This is a genomic window from Thiorhodovibrio litoralis, assembly GCF_033954455.1.
GTDB lineage: Bacteria > Pseudomonadota > Gammaproteobacteria > Chromatiales > Chromatiaceae > Thiorhodovibrio > Thiorhodovibrio litoralis.
In genome coordinates this window covers 2,457,319-2,478,785 of record NZ_CP121473.1, presented here as the reverse complement: position 1 = coordinate 2,478,785, position 21,467 = coordinate 2,457,319, and the positions used below count along the sequence as shown (strand labels likewise).

Annotated in this window: 20 protein-coding genes; 14 read left to right on the top strand and 6 right to left on the bottom strand. The window is 50.0% G+C overall.

Annotated elements, in window-relative coordinates; translation table 11 throughout:
- Positions 1-330 precede the first annotated feature (330 nt).
- From Thiosp_RS11040 to Thiosp_RS11005, 8 genes are all read left to right on the top strand, one after another.
- Complete coding sequence (locus Thiosp_RS11040; RefSeq protein ID WP_323697060.1) at positions 331-720, top strand: hypothetical protein; 390 nt, start codon at positions 331-333, stop codon at positions 718-720.
- A gap of 84 nt (positions 721-804) precedes the next feature.
- Entirely contained in the window at positions 805-1,530 is a 726-nt protein-coding gene (locus Thiosp_RS11035) for a lysozyme inhibitor LprI family protein (RefSeq protein WP_323697059.1), read from the top strand.
- A 7-nt stretch (positions 1,531-1,537) separates the two neighbouring features.
- Positions 1,538-1,768 (top strand): hypothetical protein, encoded by a 231-nt coding sequence (locus Thiosp_RS11030; protein ID WP_323697058.1) that lies wholly within the window; start codon positions 1,538-1,540, stop codon positions 1,766-1,768.
- 455 nt (positions 1,769-2,223) lie between these two features.
- Positions 2,224-3,057, top strand: coding sequence for a hypothetical protein (locus Thiosp_RS11025; RefSeq protein WP_323697057.1), 834 nt, complete (start codon positions 2,224-2,226; stop codon positions 3,055-3,057).
- Positions 3,058-3,487: 430 nt separating this feature from the next.
- Positions 3,488-4,681, top strand: a complete 1,194-nt coding sequence (locus Thiosp_RS11020) for a hypothetical protein (RefSeq protein WP_323697056.1) — start codon at positions 3,488-3,490, stop codon at positions 4,679-4,681.
- Between the two features lie 488 nt (positions 4,682-5,169).
- Positions 5,170-5,571: a hypothetical protein gene (locus tag Thiosp_RS11015; RefSeq protein ID WP_323697055.1), complete on the top strand. Its 402-nt coding sequence runs from the start codon at positions 5,170-5,172 to the stop codon at positions 5,569-5,571.
- A gap of 70 nt (positions 5,572-5,641) precedes the next feature.
- The gene (locus Thiosp_RS11010; RefSeq protein ID WP_323697054.1) at positions 5,642-6,064 is read left to right on the top strand and encodes an IS1096 element passenger TnpR family protein; all 423 of its coding nucleotides are present in this window, start codon (positions 5,642-5,644) and stop codon (positions 6,062-6,064) included.
- A gap of 80 nt (positions 6,065-6,144) precedes the next feature.
- Positions 6,145-6,567, top strand: coding sequence for a hypothetical protein (locus tag Thiosp_RS11005; RefSeq protein WP_323697053.1), 423 nt, complete (start codon positions 6,145-6,147; stop codon positions 6,565-6,567).
- Between the two features lie 129 nt (positions 6,568-6,696).
- Here Thiosp_RS11005 and Thiosp_RS11000 read toward each other — a convergent pair whose 3' ends face one another.
- On the bottom strand, positions 6,697-7,074 hold the full coding sequence (locus Thiosp_RS11000) for a helix-turn-helix domain-containing protein (RefSeq protein ID WP_323697052.1): 378 nt from the start codon (positions 7,072-7,074) through the stop codon (positions 6,697-6,699).
- Between the two features lie 1,029 nt (positions 7,075-8,103).
- On the opposite strand from Thiosp_RS11000, the gene Thiosp_RS10995 reads away from it, so the two are divergent.
- Positions 8,104-8,751, top strand: a complete 648-nt coding sequence (locus tag Thiosp_RS10995; RefSeq protein WP_323697051.1) for a UvrD-helicase domain-containing protein — start codon at positions 8,104-8,106, stop codon at positions 8,749-8,751.
- Between the two features lie 39 nt (positions 8,752-8,790).
- Here the strand turns inward: Thiosp_RS10995 and Thiosp_RS10990 are convergent, their stop codons facing one another.
- From Thiosp_RS10990 to Thiosp_RS10975, 4 genes are all read right to left on the bottom strand, one after another.
- Positions 8,791-9,600 (bottom strand): DNA-primase RepB domain-containing protein, encoded by an 810-nt coding sequence (locus Thiosp_RS10990; protein ID WP_323696455.1) that lies wholly within the window; start codon positions 9,598-9,600, stop codon positions 8,791-8,793.
- Positions 9,600-10,451, bottom strand: a complete 852-nt coding sequence (locus Thiosp_RS10985) for an ExeA family protein (RefSeq protein ID WP_323696456.1) — start codon at positions 10,449-10,451, stop codon at positions 9,600-9,602. Before Thiosp_RS10985 ends, Thiosp_RS10990 begins: the two co-directional genes overlap by 1 nt.
- Positions 10,448-11,905 (bottom strand): DDE-type integrase/transposase/recombinase, encoded by a 1,458-nt coding sequence (locus Thiosp_RS10980; RefSeq protein WP_323696457.1) that lies wholly within the window; start codon positions 11,903-11,905, stop codon positions 10,448-10,450. The genes Thiosp_RS10985 and Thiosp_RS10980 overlap by 4 nt, the downstream gene beginning before the upstream one ends.
- Positions 11,906-11,998: 93 nt before the next feature.
- Positions 11,999-12,565, bottom strand: a complete 567-nt coding sequence (locus tag Thiosp_RS10975; RefSeq protein ID WP_323696520.1) for a hypothetical protein — start codon at positions 12,563-12,565, stop codon at positions 11,999-12,001.
- Positions 12,566-12,752: 187 nt separating this feature from the next.
- Here Thiosp_RS10975 and Thiosp_RS10970 point away from each other — a divergent pair, with 187 nt between their 5' ends.
- Positions 12,753-13,979 carry a 3'-5' exonuclease gene (locus tag Thiosp_RS10970; protein WP_323697050.1) on the top strand — a complete coding sequence of 409 codons (1,227 nt, stop codon included), beginning with the start codon at positions 12,753-12,755 and terminating at the stop codon, positions 13,977-13,979.
- Between the two features lie 695 nt (positions 13,980-14,674).
- On the opposite strand, the gene Thiosp_RS10965 is transcribed toward Thiosp_RS10970, so the two are convergent.
- A protein-coding gene (locus tag Thiosp_RS10965; protein WP_323696744.1) for an IS630 family transposase occupies positions 14,675-15,810 on the bottom strand; the annotation gives its coding sequence in 2 pieces (ribosomal slippage) (positions 14,675-15,384 and positions 15,384-15,810; 1,137 coding nt in all).
- Positions 15,811-16,433: 623 nt separating this feature from the next.
- Here Thiosp_RS10965 and Thiosp_RS10960 point away from each other — a divergent pair.
- The 4 genes from Thiosp_RS10960 (at position 16,434) to Thiosp_RS10945 (ending at position 21,456) form a co-directional block, all read left to right on the top strand.
- Complete coding sequence (locus Thiosp_RS10960) at positions 16,434-17,315, top strand: DUF4338 domain-containing protein (protein WP_323696489.1); 882 nt, start codon at positions 16,434-16,436, stop codon at positions 17,313-17,315.
- Positions 17,312-18,682, top strand: coding sequence for an IS4 family transposase (locus Thiosp_RS10955; protein ID WP_323696488.1), 1,371 nt, complete (start codon positions 17,312-17,314; stop codon positions 18,680-18,682). Before Thiosp_RS10960 ends, Thiosp_RS10955 begins: the two co-directional genes overlap by 4 nt.
- Entirely contained in the window at positions 18,675-18,914 is a 240-nt protein-coding gene (locus tag Thiosp_RS10950; RefSeq protein WP_242518896.1) for a hypothetical protein, read from the top strand. Before Thiosp_RS10955 ends, Thiosp_RS10950 begins: the two co-directional genes overlap by 8 nt.
- 976 nt (positions 18,915-19,890) lie before the next feature.
- On the top strand, positions 19,891-21,456 hold the full coding sequence (locus tag Thiosp_RS10945) for a fumarate hydratase (RefSeq protein ID WP_201068685.1): 1,566 nt from the start codon (positions 19,891-19,893) through the stop codon (positions 21,454-21,456).
- Positions 21,457-21,467 lie beyond the last annotated feature (11 nt).

Below are 21,467 nucleotides of genomic sequence, written 5' to 3'. Positions count from 1 at the left end.
ATATCTTTTCACCACAGTGGAATGGTGACGCAAGAGATATCGCCCTTGATCCGGTACAAGAAACTTTACGAGCCAAAAAAAATTAAACCAGCACGGGATGGCCAAACAGCCTGGGTCACCATTGACGCAAACGACGGCCCCTATGCACGTTCCTATCTATATAACATCCTTAAGATATGGAACCGAAACTGCTGTTGTTTGTATTAATCACAGTAGCCAGGCGGCTTACAATAATTACAAAAGCAGCTATCTAAAGTTTAAGCGTTCGCTAGAGCAGTACGCAGATTAGTAAATTCCTTTCCCTGACAACTTAAATCACGAGAGGTTGGTATGAAAAAAATAATAGCTTTCTCTTTTCTTGCTTTGTTTTCAACTAACGTTCTATCGGCTTACCAGATAGAAGGTGATTATTCCGGGTCTGGTGAAGGAGAACTTTCACTGCGCACCATTGTTCTTGAAAATGAAAAAGGTGTTGTTGCTGTGAGCGCTTTCACTGGCATACCAAATGCTTGTAGTGGCACTGTCTCTGGAGTCGGTAACTTTAACGAAAACAGGTCAGACTTCACAAACTACACAGGGGTTAATGACAGCGAACTATGCACGGTAACAATCCATTTCAATGATAGTGGCGATATAGGGGAAATGTCTGAATCCAATTGTTCATATTTTCACGGGCCAGGCTGTGCTTTTTTTGGCCAACTTAAAAAGGTTTCTCCTTAATGCTAAATTGTACCTGGCTCCAATTCGGTAAGACGATCACTTTGAGAGAAAACCAGTATGCATCGGCCTGACTGTTCGACGATTATGATTTTTCGCCTGTGTGCTTTGATTAGCATCAGTTTCGTCGCGCCCTTACTACCTTCCTTCGTTGACGCGGCCTCCTTCGACTGCCGAAAAGCCGCGACCTTTGTTGAGACAGCAATTTGTGACGATCCTGTCCTCAGTCGCCTCGACGATGCCCTCGGAAAGAATTACCGTTACATGAAGGCTTCGGATATTGGAGATCGCGCACGCAGTCATTTGGTGTCAACCCAACGACAGTGGCTAAAGAACCGCAATAGCTGTCAAACCAAAACCTGTATCCTGAACGCATACATGTCTCGCGTGGATGAGGTGTGCGACTACCCGGTGATTACCGGTGTCCATCCAGTCTGCACAACGGTTTCCGAAATTGTTCCGCAACAACAGAGCGGCCAATTTGCACCAGTCCGAATCAATTTTTCACGTGGATCGACTGGGGCGAGTTGGAACGGCCCCATTCGGGACGGTCGACAGGATTTCTTTCTAAACCTGGGAGAGGGGCAATCATTTTCCGTCATGGGAAACGATGTTTATACCTGGTCTATCATTGCCCCAAATGGAAGAGAGCTTGGCTGTAACGGCGGAAACTATTGTGCGCCTGGCGGGACAATTTGGACGTTACCTCAAACCGGTGACTATCGGGTGGTCACAACATATCGAATGAGTTCTTGCGCAACATGTGCGGTTTCAGCCGAACGGTCGGTCACCCTATTTTTTGAAGCAAAATGATAATATTATGCAAGAATTTAAAGTCAGTCTATTAAAGAAAGCGTCTCTTATCCTGCTTACGTTTTCTATCTTTTCTGGCGCAACACATGCTGCATGCCAAGAGGAGCAGAAACACTGCTACTATTTTGAAGGTAATAAACTTATCAGTGATTCTGCATGTGAGGTGGTTCAATGCGCAAATATAAGCGGCGGATCAGAAGTTTGGACTTGGAGCAACGGAAACAAGGTTGATGTTTAAGTTCAAAATGGTAAGACGAAAGTCAACGGGCAACCTGGGCGATTTTTTGATAAAGATGCCTTAACTTGCTATGAGATTATTGGATCGGATCGAGAGGCACTTTGTAACGGCACTCCACTAAGCAATAATGCCCCAGCATTCAATACTGGCGCAAACGATAAGCGAGAATCTTGTTTCGGGATTCTCGGCGCCGGCATTTATAACGGAATTCTCGAGACTCTTTGTGATTTCAATGGTGGCGTCAAAGAAAAACTTAAAGAGGTATATGCAAAAGCCGGTTGCCCAAGTATCATTAATGGAGATGAAATTTCACACCTATCTGAGGAAGTTTTGGTTGATACAAGAGAACGTTATCAGGTCATGGGTGAAGAGGCATTTTGTGAAGGCAACAAAGAAGCATACTTCGATTTAGCTCAAGACTAAAAATCTAAAACAGAGGTTAATCCGTGATAAAAATGTACTACGCTTTATTTTCTATTCTTCTTGTCGTTTCAAGCCCATTGCTTGCAGAGAGTTCTTCTTGTCTCGGTGGCGTCTGCCTGGGTGACAACCCAGAAAAAATTGCTGAAGACAAATGGATAGCCCGGACAGAAATGAGCATACATGATGAATCTGAGCTACCAACATTGGGTGCGGTTCAACGCTTCAAAATGGCTCGTAGTGCAATGGGTATTCACGCTAATGCTGATACCACAACGAACCCTATAACGCGAATTGCCGTAGACCGTATTGAAAGCTTTCTTGAGAAATATGTAATCGGCCTTTCTGAAGATCAAATGATCACGTTAAGTCCTTACTTTATTGCCATGTTCTTCGATCAGGAAGCACTTTCCCTTTTAAATAACGCCGTCGCCTGTAAAGGAAAGAAATTGCAAGGGTTCAAACAAACTAAGCAAGGAAACCTTGATCTCGTTTTGATTTTCCCCTCTGGTGAGACAGGAAAATTTGAGGTAGTAGGCATAGAGCGGCAATTCAAGAAGATGGACGCTCCCCAAAAGGAACAGCTTTTCTCGGCATTGAAGGAAAAGTATCCAAATATTTTGACCAGGAACGAAGCACTTCACGCAATATCTCGAGGCAATTGGGATATAAACCAGCCGATGATATATTGGGACGAGTATAAACAAATTCTTCGGCTAACAAAAATCATCGAGATACCGGTCGTTGGATATGGAAAAAACACTGGGCTTGACATGGCCATAGACGCAAATGAGAGTAGTATTGATGAGAAACTTCTTAATAATCCAACATGCCTCAAGAAGTTAGCTCCATCAATGGACATTGACTAGCAGTCTTGTAATGAAACAGCTACCGCGTTTTTATAGCTAGATTTGATTGCGGCGATTTCAATTAAATTAAAGGGGCCTGAAATTAAAATTAAAGGAAAATTAAAGGGGCCTGGGTCGAATTGTTTTCCAGACGAAGAATCAACGCGCAATCAACCGCTTAATGACGGCCTCCAGTCCGACCGCTCGCTTCGCTCGCGGGGGCTAAGGCTGGCGTTAGTGCCCACAGGAAAAAGTGCTATGGCAAAAAAGCGAGAAAGGAGGCCAAGGTCAATTTAAATTCCCAGCATTTTAAGTCAACTGTCTCACTCGCCGAACGATGTAGCCCCGCAAAATCCGATTACGCTCTTGCCCAGCCGGCTGAGCTGCTAGAACAATAACTGTGTAGGTAAGCCGTCAAACAAAGGACTCTCGCGAGTATTTGAAATAAATCATGAATGAGATAGAGAAAATATTAACTGAACAAGCAACACTTGAGAACAAAAAATTGTCTCAAATTATAAGCTTTCTTGGTGAAGGAAAGTTGACAGATTGCGATTCGAGTTTTAGGTTTTTTCTTGAAAAGATTCAGAATGAGTTGTTGATTAAGTATGCAGAAGAACGTCTAGAAAAAGGATTTAACGACTCAGGTCTTGCTCTGCAAGATATTGTTAACGAAATTGGTAAAAGACTTGGTTTCAATATTACGAATGGACTTTATCGAGGAAAGCAATCAGAAATTGGTTTCGATGGCATATGGAAGGAGCAAGATGATTGGGTAATTGTTGTTGAGGTTAAAACAACAGATGCCTACCGAATTTCATTAGATACGATAGCCGAATATCGTAATAGACTTATTAAAAGCCAAGGTATCACCAAGGACAATAGTTCTATTCTTATCGTTGTTGGTCGAAACGATACTGGTGAGCTCGAAGCGCAGATTAGAGGTTCGAGACATGCCTGGGATATCAGAATTATTAGTGTAGATTCTTTGATCAGATTACTGAAGGTGAAAGAATCATTAAGTGATGAGTCTACTGCAAAAAAAATATCCATGGCTTTGAGGCCATATGAATATACCCGCGTTGATAAGCTTATCGAGTTATTATTCCTGGCTATAAAGGATATTGAAATTGAAGAAAGCGCTGATGATTTTATAGATGACGAAGAGTCAGATGTCAACAATATTGAAAATCAGAAGAAAGAAAAGACAAAACCTGTAAGTTTCCATGGCCCTGTATTTCAGAAGGCCAAGGAAGAGTTGAAATTAAACTTCATTAAAAAATCGAGATCCTCATATGCTTCAACGGATGAATCTGTAGGGTTAATTGTTTCTATATCAAAAAAACATAAATCTTTTAATAGCCAATTTGATGCCCGATATTGGTTCGCGTTCCACCCTCATCAAGATACATTCCTATCTAAATATAAAGCCCGCTATATCTGTTATGGCTGCGGAAGCGCAAAATCAGTTTTCATGCTTCCATCAGAGTTCTTGTTTCCAAGGCTTGAAAATATGTGGAAAACAAATAAAGAAGAAAGGTTGTATACGCACATCGTTATCTATCAGAAAGATAATCAGTTTTTTCTCAGAACAAATATTGAAGAAAAACAACACTACGAGGACTTATCAAGTTTTAGAATATAGTTTTGGTTTATTACACCGGATTTTAATTTTTGGGGCGAATATTATTTTCGCGCAATCAAGAAAAGTAAAAAAATTAAAGAGTCCAGGTTCTATTTATTTTTAGGCAAATCTCAAACTGCGGAAAAGGAGAATTAAAATGATATCAGTATGCGACGGTTGCCAACAACTATTCGATCATGAACTTAAGACGATCAACGCTAAAGAATGGGATTTTAGCGTTTGCAAAGTAAGCGTGAAAAAGTCTTATAACTGCAACAAGGCTGATTGTGATTATTCACTTGACGGCGAGTGTTGTGTTGAATTCCAGTTTTGTGAGTCCTGCTTGAACAGTATTGCGGTCGATAAATGTTTTCTGAATTTTATAGAAATAAATGGCGACATAAAAATATCTGATTCTTTTTTAGCTTGATGAGGTTCTTGCTTAAAATACAATCGAAATAGCCACGATATCTTCCGAATCTGATTGCTGAATCGCATAGATTTATTTTATGAATATTTCTCAAATGATCATTGATCTTGCTGCTGACTATATTGATCTTGGCAGCACACTGGAAGAAAAGCAGAATTATCTAAATGTTCTCTGTGTGGCCTGGAATATTGCCATTCTACCCAAGTCCTTAAGGAAAGAAGCGCTGGATGAATTCTCGGCCAACTACAAAATAAAAAACCCAAATGACACTGACGAAAACATTGCCAATATTCTAAGAGATATTCAACTGTTAATTGATGAAAAAGTCCGTATGTTTCCAGAGACTTTTTCTTATATTGAGTACAGTGAAATAAAACATAAAAATGATGGCTATGCTATCCGGGTGGCCTCAAGACCCCTTTATAATAACAACCTCAATGGCCCGGACCATGAAACATATTCTATATCTACGCTTCACTAACAAACTATCTGATTGCAGTTTTTAGCCCAAATTTACTACCTTTCAATTTTTTCCGCTCTAAATTTTTAGCATGATCATTACACTGAAAATTGAAGGCGCCTACGGGAGTTTTGACCCAGCTTCTAAAGACTGGTATCGGTTGATCGAAATTCCAACTAACTCGAACCTTGAAGCCTTACATCTTTGCATCCAAAAGGCGATAGATTTCGACAATGATCACATGTATGAATTTTTTATCGCTAACAATACTAGAAGTCGCGAAAAGACAAGATTTGATAATGAAAACACGGGGCTTTGGGATGTCCCTGTAGGCCAATTGTTCCCACTGGGTAAACATAAAAAGCTATTTTACTTGTTTGATTATGGAGACAGTTGGTACTTCAGAATCTCCAAAACAAGAAGAAAGGTTAAGACAGAAGAACCCGGAACATCTTATCCGCACGTAGTGGAGGCGGTAGGTAAGAATCCAGTACAGTATCCAGCAAACTTTTAGCCGGTTATGGGTAATAAGAAAAAAGACGCAGCATAGATGCCCTGCCCTACTTTTTAACCTGAGTGCTTTTCTCCTCGGTTATGACCACCAAGTTTTCAGAACTTCTTGAGGCTTTTGACTTTGTCAGCTTCGGCCAGATGTATGAGCACCAGGCTTTTTTACATAAAGAGTCTGGTAAAATATTCTGGCAGTCAGCTTATATTGACGAAGAAGAAAAGGAACTGCCCGATGATGTTTTCACTGATGACTACATCGAGATTCCTCACAAGAATGATCTTGGCCTAGGAAAAGATTTGGTATTTGAGTTTGCCGATAAGTATTTGCCCGACCAAATCGGCGACATCGAACGTATTTTCAGTCACAAAGGCGCCTACTCACGGTATAAGGCGCTTCTCGAAGAACAAGGTCTGCTAGAAAATTGGTTTGATTTTGAAAACGAGACCCAGCAAAGAGCCCTCAAAGAATGGTGCAAGGCACACAAGATTGAAATTTTGGCTAGCTAGGATTTTCTTTCATGGCGGAAAAAAGCAGCTACAACCGTCAAAACTGTTACACCTCTTCTTTTTTAATCTCTGAATCCCAGCTATTTTTTCCAAACATTTATCATGGGCAGTCCTTTGCCCTTGTGAAACTTAAATCCTAGCGCGCTTTCTCGTGCCAGTTTTCCGCGCTAACTTTGTTTCACGAATACTTTCCGCCTTATTTTTCTGAGGCAGCTTTCGAGTTTGGCGCCCGCTCAAACTGTCAGATTCAGACGTTTGTTCTTCGTTTTTCACCTCTGATTCAGTCTTTAATCTTTCTTTGTTTGCTTTTTCCTCCTTTTCCCTGTAAGCATCATCAAGCAAACCCTTAACATACGAATTAAGTGCTTGTTTTGGAATTCGAGGAGTACGCTCACAAGGATGAACAGAAAGAATTTTCTCACTATCTACGAGACGCCGTAGGGTGCGATCACTAATTCCAAGAAGTTCTGCCGCCTCAGCGTAGCGATAAAGAAGTTTTCCAGTCATGAGTTGGCCTCACGTAAGTGTTCAAGACAAGTTCCAGCCGAAGGTATTTCGGCCTCACTCTTGTATTTACGCTTTTGGCTTTCACACAATTTTGACCTACCAGTTACCAAACTGAACAGCTAGATAATTCACCTCACCGCCCTGCCCTGCCTTGCCCAGGCTTGACTCCCTTAGCCTGAAGGCTTTTGTTATCTAAAATTCTTCGCTCAAATACTGTAAGTCAGTTTCGCGACTCCATAATTAGTAAACACTTGCTCTAGGGGAAATATAAAACCTTAAATTTGTCTAAAAATCTTTGGCTTAAGATCATTTTTTTGACTATTTATAATGACAATAACCCTAAGCACTAATCCTTCATGTTTTTAAAGTCAAAAGTGTTTCAAACCCTAAACAACACAACTCAGGGCTTCAGAAGATCTGAGAATACTTTTTACGTAGGAGGTCATATGTGTTTGAGATTTTTGTTTTCCCAATATAAAAACGTCAGCCTTCCAAGTTACTTAACTTCCCGAGAGAGACTCTGATCTTAGGAACCCCTTTTCGGTTGAAAATACCGGTCCCGAAAATACTCAAGCCACAACTAAACAATCATAAATTCTAAACATCCACTGAAAGCATCATTGTTAGCGATTTTGTTAAGAACCTGCTAGTGCGTCGTTTTTTAGAATTCCCACTATTCTGAGAAAGCGTAAAACCCAGATACCAGCCAGCATCCCTAGACGGTACCAAAGAAGAATAAGTAGTTAAACATCAATTCTAAACATCCCTAAAAACGAAAAAATCATAATTAGATTTCGAAGTAGCCACCCTGTTTTCAAGTTAGACAGACCCAGCCGACACGGTTTTAGCATTACCGTGTCGGCTTTTTTATCTTAAATATCTTTCGTTTTCTTTTTAAGATTAACACTGGGAAACTCCGCCGAAAACACTTCACAGCCATAAATGATAAATTTCTGAAAGATACACAAATCTCTTTTCTATTTCCGTTAAGCGTAAAACAAAGGAACACGCTAAACGGAGATCGATGCGATGAAAAACTTTTCAGAACTTCAAAACCAAGTAACAATTATTCAGGCGGTAGCAGGTAGCGGAAAGACTTACAGACTAAAGAAGCTCGTTAAAAAAGCTAGAAGTAACTGGGAAATCACCCAAGAGCAGATTCTTGTTGCAACATTTTCCAGAGCATTGGCTAAGGAACTAAACATTGAGTTGCAGGAAGACGGCCATGCTTCAACACTTCACGCCTTTGGCCGACAAATCATTGGAAGAAATACCAGCTTTTTAGGCTACTCCCAAATTCCTCAAGTAGAAAAAAACCCAGCGATCCTGAAAGAATGTTTTGAACAGTCTGTTGAAAACAAGCTAGCAAAGACTAAGGCTAATAAATTCTTTACGCTTTTTGAAGAGAAAGGTTCTTTAGTAAAAAGCGTTTGCCGGGCCTTAAACGTCGACAACCAGACTGCTAAAACGATTCTCGAGAGTTACGCTAAGGAAAAACAGAGACGAAACATTATTACTTTTGGGGATATGTTTCGTCTTAGCATCAAAGTTGTCCGGGCCTTCATGAGCGTAATCACGATAATTGCGGGACCCATTTCCAAGCCATTTGAAGGACATGGAATGCGTGTGGGATCACGGGGGCCGTTACTGGCCGACAGCGGGAAGCCGGAATCGTGAACCACGCTTCCCCCCTGAGGGGGGAGAGACGCAGCGGGTTCAGTTGCCTCTAGCGCTCTGGCGAATGGCGCGAGCGAGGGTGTAGCGGGCATAGCGCTCGGCATCGGCTCCGCGACGCGGGGACGCGCGCTCGAGCAAGCGTTGGTAGACCGTGGTCGGTGCAAGGCCGGCCTCAAGAGCGCCGCAGACCCAGCCCCATTCGCGGGCAGATTCGGACGGATCACCGGTGGATAAGCGCGCCCGTGGAGCGCAGTTGACGACCGGCGGCGGAGCCGGAGCCATCGTTGGCAAGGCCGGAGTTGGATCCCAGACGCGCTCCTGCGGGCTTGGTCGCCGAAGGACATTGACCCACTCCCCGCCACGCTTGGCATTCTTCATCCCGGCGAGCCGACCGAGGTGCTCACCGGAGACCGAGCCCGGATCGGCGCCAACGCGCGGGATCAGCCAACGCTGCACATCACAGCGCTGCGCCTCATCGAGCGCGCGGGTCAGCCGTAGCCACAGGTGGCAGCCCCCGAGCGTCGAAGTCTGCACCACCAGGGCCGCATAGTGCCGAGCGATGCGCTGCGCCATCGGCCGTGCGACATCATCGAGAAACACCATTGGCCAGGGATAGCCGCGGGCTGGACGGATATAAATATCGGCCTGTTGGACATTGCGCGCTCTGGCCAGCCCCAACGGAAGCTGATCCAAAGAGCGATCATGGAACCACAGCATCGTCGCCTTGGCGGTGCGCACCGCCAAATCGGCACGCACGATGCCAGCGTCGTGCCATGCCTCAAGCATCACGGCGGTGTGTCTTGCCGCTGTCATGGCCTGGTGCGGGCGCTCAGCGCTCAAGCGGCTCATCAGGCGCCCGCCCTGGCACTCGGGCGTTGGCGGGCGTTGCCCGCCGCTGAACCAAACACCTCAAGGTAGAGTTGTTCATCGAGCTGCGCGCGTTCGAGCCGAGCAGCCTGCGCCAGCAATTCTGCCGCCATGGTCGTAAGCACGCGATAATTGCCCAACGCATGCTCAGCGAGCGTCTTCATCAGCCCTGCGCTCATCAGACTCGCATTGCCGGCACTGTGTTGTAAATGCTCCAGGCAGGCGACCAGCGCCTCGCGACTGGCATACTCCATACTCAGGCGCGTACGGATACGACTGCCCAGCGGCAGCAACTCCTCACGGCGCAGCTTGGTCGCCAGGCGGCCATCGCCGGCCAGGATCACGCTCAACAACGTGCGCGAATCGAACTGCATGGAGGTCAGCAGACGCAGCTCATTGAGCACCGTCGGATGCATCTCCTGCGCCTCGTCGATGAGCAACACCGGGCGCAACAGCGTCGTCTCCAGATGCGCCAGCCAGCGCTCGCGCAGGATCTTGAAGCCACCCCAGCGGTTATGGGGCTTGAGGTCAACGGCGAACAGATCGCCCATCTCGCGGTAGAAGTCCGCCACCTTCGAGCTGGGATGCGTGAGCGCCCCAACGCTGATATCGGGCAGCTGGCGCAGACGCTCATCGAGCAGGCGCAGTACCGCACTCTTGCCGGTACCCGGATCACCTTGAATGAGCGCAAAACCGCCTTCGCGGATCAGGCTCTGCTCGATGCGCCAGCAAAACTGCTCCACCGGCGCGCTGCGATGCAGTGCCGCCGTCGGCAGCTCCGGGGAGAACGGATTGAACTTCAGTCCATAGAGGGCCAGCAGGGTCTTGTTCATCGACTGGATTCCAGGTCATCGTGTTTTGGCAGATAGGCCGGCGGCAGACCGGTGGCGGCATACTCGGCGAGCAAGTCGCGCAGCAACGGTGGCAGCGTCGTGGCGCGTTGTGATGGCGGTGGCGGTGCGCCGGCGGGCTCAAGGCGCCGACGCTGCCCGGAGGCATTGGCGGCTTTATCGAGGGGATAGAGGCGGCAGAGGATGGCGCCCGAGTGGGGATCAACCACGTCCACAGCACTCAGATCCCAGCGGGCATAAGCGATATGCAGTTGCTCAAGGTGACGCAAGCGCGCCGGCACCTCGAAGCGCTTGCCCGCCAGGCTGAGCGTCCCATCGCTGCGGCGCTGACGGCGTTGGACGCGACAACGAAAAGCGGCGCGGACCTGCTCGCTGTCCGGACAGGGGCGCCCCACGTTGGGCGCATCGAGAAGACGCGCAAGCGGCGTGGCGGCGGTCTCACTGTGGACCTTGCGGTGGTACTCCTGCTCCACCCACGCCTGAGTGAGGGTGTTGAGCCGCTGCAGGCTCAGCTCCTCCAGCCCCTTAAGCATCGCCATCAGGCGGCCTTCCAGCGTGGCCCAGAAGCGCTCCTGCTTGGCGTTCTGATACGGGCTGTACGGCAGGGTCGGCTCGTGGAGGATGCCCAGCGCATGCAATCCGGCGGTGAATTCCTCGGCCTGCATTGCCGCGCCGTTATCGCTCATCAGGGCGCGCGGCAGCCCGCGCTTGTGCAACGCCTGTCCCAGACCATGCACCAAGGTCTCGGTGGTCTCATCGAGGTACCACTGCAGATGGCAGATCAGGCGCGAGTGATCGTCGATGACCGCCAGCAGCAGGGGCTTGACCCAGACGCCACCCCGGGTGAGGACGTTGCGCGAGCCATGATGAAAGTCCAGATGCCACAAGGCATGGACATACTGGGCTTCATAGCTGCGCACCTCGCAGGCCTCCAGGCGCCGCGCGGCCTGCTCGGCCCCGGGTGTCTTGCGCGCCGGGACACGCCGGCGGTGCAGGCCCGCGCGCTTCATGAAGCGGCGCACGGTGGCATAGGAGGGCAGCGGCCCCAGGGTTTCATCGCCCGCGCACAAGGCGGCGAGGTTGTCGTAATGCAGCTGCACCGTCCAACCGGGGTAGTCGCGGTATTGCGCCTGTACGGCCTCCATCAGGCGCGGGCTCAGCGCGCGCTGCTCCCCGGCATCGCTGCGCCGGCGCGGGCGCAGTGCGGTCACCGGGTCTTGGGCATCGCGTGCGAGGTAATACCAGCGCTCCAAGGTCCCAAAGCTAAAACTGACCGCCCGCCCAGTCACCGGATGACGCCATGACTTGGCCGCCAGCGCCTTCAGCCGCGCGCCCAGCGCGTTCGCCGGCGCAGGATCAGCCAATAAAGGACCAATAATGGCAAAGCGCAACCGCGCCCAACCATCGGGATCACCGAGGCCGTTGTCATCGGACATTCGTCTTCACCTCCCAGTTGTTTCACACATCACCGGGAGTCTAGAAGGCGCCGCCCAGCGGCGCGATGAGGTCTTCTGCGGGTTGGCGTTGCCCTACAGCAAGCCTGTCGCTGTCGTGCTCGGGGCGATCAATATCAGCAGTTGCACGACGCGCTCGGACAACGCTTTTGCGCTCAATTTTTCCAGCAGGGATCCTGGCAGGTGCTCGGTGGCGATCGGCGGCATCAACAGACCAGCCAAGGATCGAAAGCAGCGGGTTTGCACAAACTGCTCACGCCACCAGTGCTGCCACCGCCGCAGGGTTTGGACGGTGACACCGAGCGTCTTGATCAAGCGCCGGCGACGCGATGCGCTCAGTCCGTCATGCAGGGCCGAAATCAGCACGACGATGACCCCGAGATAGACCTTGCGGCCCAGAAACCGAACGGAAGGCGGGGTGCTGCGCCGCCGGCACCCGTCCGCGGCGCAGCAGAAACTCAGACGGCTCTGGTAGCTCTCATCCAAGACGCCACGCACACCTCGGGGCTTACGCGGATAACGGGCGCTGTGCAACGCACCACCGCAGTCACAGCCGCCCGCGCGGACTTCCTCGGCAATCGACTCGTCGATCCGGGTGAGCAGTTGGTAAAAGTTCGTGTCGGCAAGAAAGGCGTGACACACTGGGACTGTCTCCTGGTTTTTGGCGAAATTCGGAGACAGCCCTCTCGGACAACTTGCGTCAAGTTGTTTGAGGGGGTTTTTTGTTTTCCCTCACTGAATTTGCTCAGAATCGCGGCCGATTCCCGCAAATAGTCTGCTCAGGCTCACCTTCACGAAAAACGAAAATGTTTTCTTTGTTCCTCCAAAATTGTTTTGTGTTGATGAGTACCAAGACTTCAGCCCAGCTGAAAGAATCTTTGTTGTTGCTCTTGCTGATCTAGCTGACACAACGGTTATTACTGGGGATGATCGTCAAGAAATTTATTCTTTTCGAGGTTCATCAAGTAATACTCTGTCGAAGCTTGCTAAACATCGTCCTGACTGGAAATATCTAACTTTTAATCATTCGCGGCGCCTGAACAAAGAGCATGCAGCTCTAGTTAACAGCTGTTCGAACCCAAAAAACTTCCCAACAATTGTTTCCTCCAGGAGTGGCCTCAAACCTCTTTTCGTTGAATGTAATACTAGGAAAGATGCTCTAGAAGAAACTTCAAGACTTATCGAGGAGCTAATCACAAAGGGAGTTAGACTAGATCAGATTGCCGTTATCACGAGGTACCGGAAGGATTTTCACCAGATGAGCTCTTTTCTTTTCAACTTAAGCATTCCGATTGGATTCTCTGAAATAAATAAAGATGACCTCAAGGTCCTTAAGAAGTTTTTAGACTTTTCAGAAGCAGTGTTGGATTCGGGTAACCAGGCGCTTTGTCACTATTTACAAGTTCACCTTGGGTTAACTGAAAACCAAGCATCTGAGGTAGCGGCAAACCTTCGAGGCCGTATTCCGGGAAAAAGGCTTGAAATTGAAATAAATATAAGAAAAAAAGCTAGAAGAGTTTTAAACGCTTTTCTTGATGTTAAGGGAAACTTTTGCGTTCAAAAATTGACGAGGGCTTTTAAGGAACACCTTCAAGGGAACCTTAACTCAAAATACAACATGGCTGTTGCAAATGTTTTGGACCGTTATGGACTTCTTTTTGGGGAAAATATAACAGTTAGGGAACTGGTTCGCAGATTAAGATCCTTATTAGAGAACCCCTCAAGATATGGAGTCTACGTCGGCACTCAACATGGGGCCAAGGGAGAGACCTGGGAACATGTCTTTCTGATTGATATTTTTGATGGAAACCGTGCTTCAAAGAAGTACCGTTGGAATGAGACTTTAGAATCAAATGTTTTTCATGTTGCTATTACAAGATCGAAAGAAAGACTTTATTTAATGTTTTTTAATAAAGAACCTTTCATGGAAGGACAACCTCAAGAGAAGATCCATCAAGAGAACGATCATAAAACTTTTAACAAAAAACTTATCCGATTTCTACCTGAAAAGAACATTCTATTTAAGCATTGTGACGTGAGAATACTTAAACATTAAGACTTATGATCATGTTATTTTGTTTAAGAACCAAGAGTATTTAATGAATAAAACGCTGCGCCGCCGCTATTGCGGCGCAGCGTTTGTTTTAAATATGATACTAGAGCTTCTATTGCTTATAAATTTATAATCGGTATCCAACACCAAGGTTAGGATGTCCCAATTTTATAGGTGCAGGTTTCAAGGAATAGACTTAAGGCAAGTTGTAATGACTGTTTAACTTCATGTATGATATTAAAAGTCATTTACGCCAGTTTTAGTGAGGGGGGGTATACTTATACTTACAATATTCTACATCATAATAAGCTGAATAAATATAAAAGAGGAACTACAGTGGCCAGTTATTTAGGTAAAGAAAAATTCCAGCAAATCTTTTCTGAGCTTATACAAGATGTTTTATGCTATTTCGATGTATTAAATATTAGAGTGAACAACCTTGCCCTCAAACAGGCATGCGACGATATTTTAGAAAAGCAAACGGACCCATTCTTTAGATATACTTCGATTCCATTTCCGGAAAATAAAGGTGCCGGTAGCACGAGTAAGGTTTATGGATTTAATCTAAGATTGAGACGACCAAGTAATAAGCTATTAAAAGAACTCAATAAAATTTTAGTTAGAGGGGACATCACAATTAATGAGCTAGATGTTGCTGTTGATTTTGTAACCCTGAAAGAATATTGCGCACTAGTACCTCATTTCAGCTTAACTTGCGGATATAAGTGCTTCAACTTCACACGCGCTTTGTCGTTGGTGAATTGCCAGTCGACGCCGATTTGGGCCTCGTTGCGTTGTTCTGCCCAGGCGGCGGTTTCGCGGCGAAGCGTTTCGATATCGCCGATGCGGCGGTCTAGGCACTGCTTGGTCATGACACTGAGTTCGATTTCGGCAATGTCCAACCAGCTGCCGTGCTTTGGGGTGTAGTGGATTTCCAAGCGCTCGATCAACCGCCGCGCTTCCTCAGGTGGGAAGGCTTTGTACAGAGAGGCGGGCGTATGCGTATTGAGGTTGTCCCAGACGATAACGACTTTCTCGGCTTCGGGATAGTCCACGTCCAGCAATGTCTTGATTTCTTGGGCTAAATCGATCGCGGTTTTGGTTTCGCGCACACTGACTTTGCGCCATTGCCCCAAGGGTTCTGTGATCATGAAGTTCACCGCCGTACCGGCGCGCTCATATTCATAATCGTAGCGTTCGGGTTGGCCCGGTTGCATCGGCAGGGGCTGGCGTGTCTCGGCAATCAACTGGGTCGGTTGTTCATCAATGCAGACAACTGGCTTCTTGGGGTCGTAGGGGCGGCGGTAGACCTCCAGGACATCTTCCATTTGCGCCACAAAGGCGGCGTCTTCCCCGGGGGGAATCACCCAGCACTTGCGCCGATGCGGTTGGAGTGCGTTTTTTTTAGTGCGCGCATCACCGTGGGTGCCGAGATGCTCTCAACGACATCCAGTTCCACCAACTTCCCCGCGAGTAAATTCAACGTCCAGCGCGCGTATCCGGGAGGCGGCTCGCTACAGGCAATTTGCACCAACCGCGCCTGCTTTTCCCCATCGAGCAGGGGCTCGCAGCTCGGGTGCTCACGTTGCTTGCGTGAAAGCGCCGCTTCAAATCCTTGTTCGACGAACCGCTCGCGAATGCTGAAGACAGTGCGCGGCGCGCAACCGAACGCCTCAGCGGCTTGTGCATCGCTCCAATTCGCCCCTTCGGCATCGACCTTGAGCAATACATTCGCATGTTTGATCTTCTGCGCCGCCGCTTGCCCTTTGCTCACCAGGTCTTCCAACAAACCACGCTCTTCATCGCTGAGACGGACTACATATTTCTTTGTCATAGCGGTATCTCCTTCTGCAATGCTCTAAGAGATACCACTAGCGGCTTGTTTTCGCAACATAAGCCGAAATAAGGTACTAGATTTACTTGACTATCTTTCTTCTATCATTGTAATACCCGAACTTTCCAATGACCCAACAACGAAGAAAAAACTGATTAAAGGTTTGCCAAGGAGAGTTACTAATGTCGCTTACGGCAATTTTCCAACTCAGATGTTTAAAATGTATTTTGTGCCGAGTGGAAATGATAAACATGGCCAGATCGCTCTTCACACTGAATTCCGTTTTGAAAAGCTCGAGAATCTAAGCCGTCAGGGCATTACCTGTCTAGTCGACTTGATAGATTTTGATTATTTTATTTGGTACCATGAGCACCTTAAATTCTTTCAAGTTAATCGACAAGTAGCAGGGAAATTACTTCGAAACAAAACCGGCCAAACTGTTGGGCTAGATCGGCGGAGTTGTTTACGTACCTTCAATAAAAAGTTGGGGCATAAGCCTTTTTTAGCGCACTATGCTTCATACCATTACCCATATCTCCCCGCCCCAGCGTCGTCCGGGGCTGGACACAGCTCCCGAGTTCTGCTGAGATGCCCTTTCATCTTCAGCAAGGGGACGGGAGACCATGGACCAAGCGATTCCAAGCCGTTTATGTGGGCGCCCTTTCAACGAGACCGACTTAGCGCGCATTCGCCAGGAGATCGCGCTGGCGCAGCCGCCGCTGCGCGCGGAGATCGCTCGGCGGGTGTGCCGCGCGCTGGAGTGGACCGATATCCAAGGCCGCCCCAAGCTCATGAGTGCCCGGGTGGGACTGCTGCGGTTGCATCGTGCCGGGCTCATTGTGCTGCCGCCACCGACCTGCGGCAATGGCAATGGGCGGCGCTTCGTCCCGCGCCCCGAGTCCCGGCCCGAACCGATCCCAGTGTCCGTCCCGCTGCGCGCGCTCAGCGGCTTGCGCCTGGCGCGCGTTGATGATCGAAGGGCCTCGCAATTATGGAACGGCCTGATCGAGCGCTACCACTACCTCGGCTACAGTCCCCTGCCTGGTGCGCAGCTGCGCTACCTGATCCAGTGGGATGGCGGTCTGCTCGGCGCCATCGGCTTTGGCGCGGCGGCCTGGAAAGTCGCTGCCCGCGACCGCTGGATTGGCTGGACGCCCGCGCAGCGCCAAGCACACCTGGGACGGGTGCTCAACAACGCCCGCTTCCTCATCCTGCCCTGGGTGCAGGTCAAACACCTCGCCTCCAAGGTGCTGTCCTTGGCCGCGCGGCAAGTCAGTGTCGACTTTCCCGCCCGCTATGGCGAGCGTCTGGTGCTGCTGGAGACCTTTGTCGAGACCCCACGCTTTGCCGGGACCTGTTACCGTGCCGCCAACTGGCACGACTTGGGCGAAACCACCGGGCGCGGCAAGTGCGACCGCACCCATCGGGCCGCGCTGCCGCGCAAGGCGATCTATGTCTACCCGCTGGCGGCGGACTTCCGCGCCGCCCTGGGGGTGGTGGCATGATCGCGCTGGCCTCTGAACTGCAGGACATCTCTCTGGGCGACAAGCGCCTGAATCATCGCGCCCAACAGGTGCTTGAAACCCTCGGCGCCAAGCCGACACAAAGTATTCCCGGGGCTTGCAACGGTTGGTATGAGACCCGGGCCGCCTATCGCTTTTTCGATCATCCCACGGTCACCGCCGAGCAGATCCTCGCACCCCATTTTGCTTGTACCGAAGAACGTCTGCGCGAGCATCCGCGGGTGCTGTGTATCCAAGATACCAGCGAGCTGGACTATACAACCAAAAAAGGCATTGTCGGTCTTGGGCCACTGAACTTTGAGAGCCGCTATGGGATGTACATCCATCCCACCTTGGCGGTCACGCCCGAGCGCCTCGCGCTGGGGCTGCTGGATTTGCACACTTTTGTGCGCGAGCCCGGTAGCCTGGGCCAGGACAAAGACTCGCGCCGCCCACTGGAGGAGAAAGAAAGCGTGCGCTGGGTCGATGGCTACGCGCGCGTCAATGCGCTGGCCGAGGAACTGAGCGACACGCGCTTGACCTATGTTGCCGATCGCGAGGGCGACATCTACGACCTGTTTGTTGAAGCGCCCATCCCCGAGAACAGCGCCGATTGGCTGGTACGGGTGCAGCATCGCGACCGCTGCTTGGCCGATGGCAGAAAGCTCAATGAGGCCCTGGACGCCGCCCCGGTGCTCACCGAGATCACCTTCGAGCGTCCCGCCACCAAGGGGGCCAAAGCACGCCAGGTCACGCAGGAGATCAAGGTGGTGCGCGTGACCCTGAAGGCACCCTGGCGCCCGGATCGCACCTTGCCCGATGTCACGGTCACGGCTTTGCTGGCCACCGAGGTCAATCCGCCCGCCGGCGAGGAGCCACTCAACTGGCTGTTGCTGACCAATCTGGCGGTGCAGAGCGCCCAAGAGGCCATCGAGACGCTCTCCTGGTATCTTTGCAGGTGGCAAGTGGAAATTTTTTTCCGGATCTTAAAAAGTGGCTGCCGCATCGAGGAGCTGCAGCTCGAGACGCGCGAGCGCCTGGAGCCGGCGCTCGCTTTGTACATGATCATCGCGTGGCGGGTGCTGTACCTGACCATGCTCGGGCGCGAGTGCCCGGAGTTGCCTTGCGATGCGGTCTTTGCCGAGGAGGAATGGAAGGCGGTCTATCTGGTCACCCAGAAACAAGCGCCACCCGAGCAGCCGCCCTCGCTCGATACCATGGTGCGCATGGTCGCCTCCCTGGGCGGCTTTCTCAACCGCAAATCCGATGGGTTCCCGGGACCGAAGACGCTCTGGATTGGGTTGCAGCGCATCCCCGATTTTGTCATGGCGCTGGAGGCTTACCGCAGCGTCAGGGATAGTTATGGGTAATGGTATGGGTCGAGGGGCGATGTTAGTTTATGCAAAAAGCGCTTTAAGTAAAAAACCTCCCAATAAGCACAATTACAGGACACGTCAGGAGCTATTAGAATTATTCGATGCCGTTGAAAGTAAAGAGAAACTTGGCGGAATGATCGATCAGTATGAGCCAAAAGAAGAAGGCATCCTTGTCTTAATTACTGATTATTCATATGCCACGTATTTTGTTACTGTAAATTTCTGATTCAGTTCACAGAGTCACTTTTGATGGCGAAATTATTTCATGAAAGGGCAGAATAACATTTCCGATGTTCCTTCGAAGGACCTCGACATCATTAAATACATTATAAAGCAGAAAGTATCGCTGCAACTCCCGTACTTACCTGACATTATCGAGGAAATGTTATTTATGCAAGGGAGAATAGCTTGGAATTACTACTGGACTCTTTTAGATTTGAGTACAGATGGATCGGGAAGACCTAGAATGAAGATTGAAGTGACGGTCAAATTGAAAAAGGAGTTTCATCAATTTTGTTCTGACGTGCAACATGTTTTTTCATGTAGTGTTCAGGTTACTGAAGATTTTTACCATCCACGGGTAATTGTTAAGAAAAAAAATTTATCTAAAAAGTAGTATTGAATACAATCCGTGCTCTGAAGGCGGTTCCCCGCGACTTGCAGCCTGATCAAGAAGTGATCGGAGGCTTTGCCGACTTCCGTGTGTCTGAATCTTGACAGTCCACATTAACAAAGCATAAACCATGCCATACAGGCACGCCTTCTGCTCCCCTGCCCCGCCGCTTATGCCGTTTCAGGAATCGGGTGGTTTCACCTCCATTTCATGCAAGTCAATCTCACAGACTTTGAGGACTCCCTATCAGAAGCGGGAGACGCCTTTGCGATACGGAAGCAATAGTCGTGCCTATATTGGTCCTATGGGCGTTCGTTTTCTTCATCTCTGGAAGTCTGGTAATCTCGGCTCTGGCAAGGTGCCGGGTCTAACGTGACTAAAACGTGACTTAGAGTAGTCACGTTCGGGCTGGATCAGTCATTTATGGGCATCTGATGTGGAATCGGCGATGCGTAAGCTGTTGATGTTAAAAGGTTTATTTACAGGATGTCTGGTTCGAGCCTAAGCTGGCCGATGGGCTATTGTCCCAATCAATCCAGTGAGGCAAGGCTCGTGAAATTGCCGACGATGCATTACTGCGTAACAAACCATGCCCCAAGTTGAAGCCGGCACTCTGATCCGCACTGAAGATTTCACCACCAGCGTGGCTGATGCGCTGCAGTATATTTCGTATTTTCATCCGCCGGATTTCCTCGCTGCCCTGCACGCGGCCTATCTGCGCGAAGATTCGCCCGCGGCCAAGGATGCAATGGCGCAAATCCTGGTGAATTCGCGCATGTGCGCGCTCGGGCAGCGGCCGATTTGTCAGGACACTGGGATGGTGGTGGTCTTCGTCAAGGTCGGTATGCGGGTGCGCTGGGATCGTGATGTCGGATTGCAGGCGTTGGTCGACGAAGGGGTTCGTCGCGCCTACACCCATCCGGACAACCCGCTGCGCGCGTCCATGGTGTCGCCGCCGATCGGCAAGCGGGTGAATACCGGAGACAACACCCCGGCTGTGGTCCATGTCGAGATGGTACCCGGTGACAGGGTGGAGGTTCGGCTCGCCGCTAAGGGTGGCGGATCGGAGAACAAAGCACGTTTCACGATTCTCAATCCAACCGACAGTCTAGTCGATTGGGTGCTGGAGACGGTGCCCAAGCTGGGCGCCGGCTGGTGCCCTCCGGGGATGCTCGGCATCGGCATCGGCGGCTCGGCGGAGAAAGCCATGCTGCTGGCCAAAGAGGCGCTGCTCGAAGACATTGATATGCACGATTCACGCGCACGCGGCCCGTCGAGTGAGACCCCAAGTGAGCCCATAACTGAAATCGACCAGCTGCGCTTGGAGCTGTTTGAGAAAATAAACGCACTCGGCATTGGCGCCCAGGGGTTGGGCGGTCTGACCACGGTTCTGGACGTTAAAATCCGCACCTTCCCGACTCATGCCGCCTCCCTGCCGGTCGCCCTCATTCCCAACTGCGCAGCGACACGCCATATCCATTTCACACTTGATGGCTCGGGCCCCGCCGAGCTGCCAAAGCCAATGCTTGAGGATTGGCCGACCATCGATTGGGACCCAGTCGCTGATGCGCGCCGAGTGAACCTCGACCAGATCAGCCGCGACCAGGTCCAAAGCTGGCGCAAAGGTGAGCGCCTGTTGCTGTCTGGACGGGTGCTGACGGGGCGCGATGCCGCGCACAAGCGCCTGCTGGAACTGCTCGAGCGCGGCGCGCCGCTGCCAGATGGTGTTGATCTGACGGATCGCTTCATATATTACGTTGGCCCGGTTGATGCGGTGCGCGACGAAGTCGTCGGCCCGGCCGGCCCGACCACATCCACACGCATGGATAAGTTCACACCGCAACTGCTTGCCGGTACCGGACTGATCGGCATGATTGGCAAGGCCGAGCGCGGCCCAGCGACGATTGAGGCGATCAAAGCGCACGGCGCTGTGTATCTAATGGCTGTGGGCGGCGCGGCTTATCTGGTTGCCAAGGCGATTCGCCGCTCGCAGCTGGTCGCATTCGAGGACTTGGGGATGGAAGCGATACGCGAATTCGAGCTTGACGACATGCCGGTGATTGTCGCCGTCGACAGTCGTGGCGAGTCAATTCACACCAGCGGCCCGCGCGAATGGCAGGCACGCATCGCCGGCGTGCCGGTGATCGTGCAATAGGAGGCTTGATG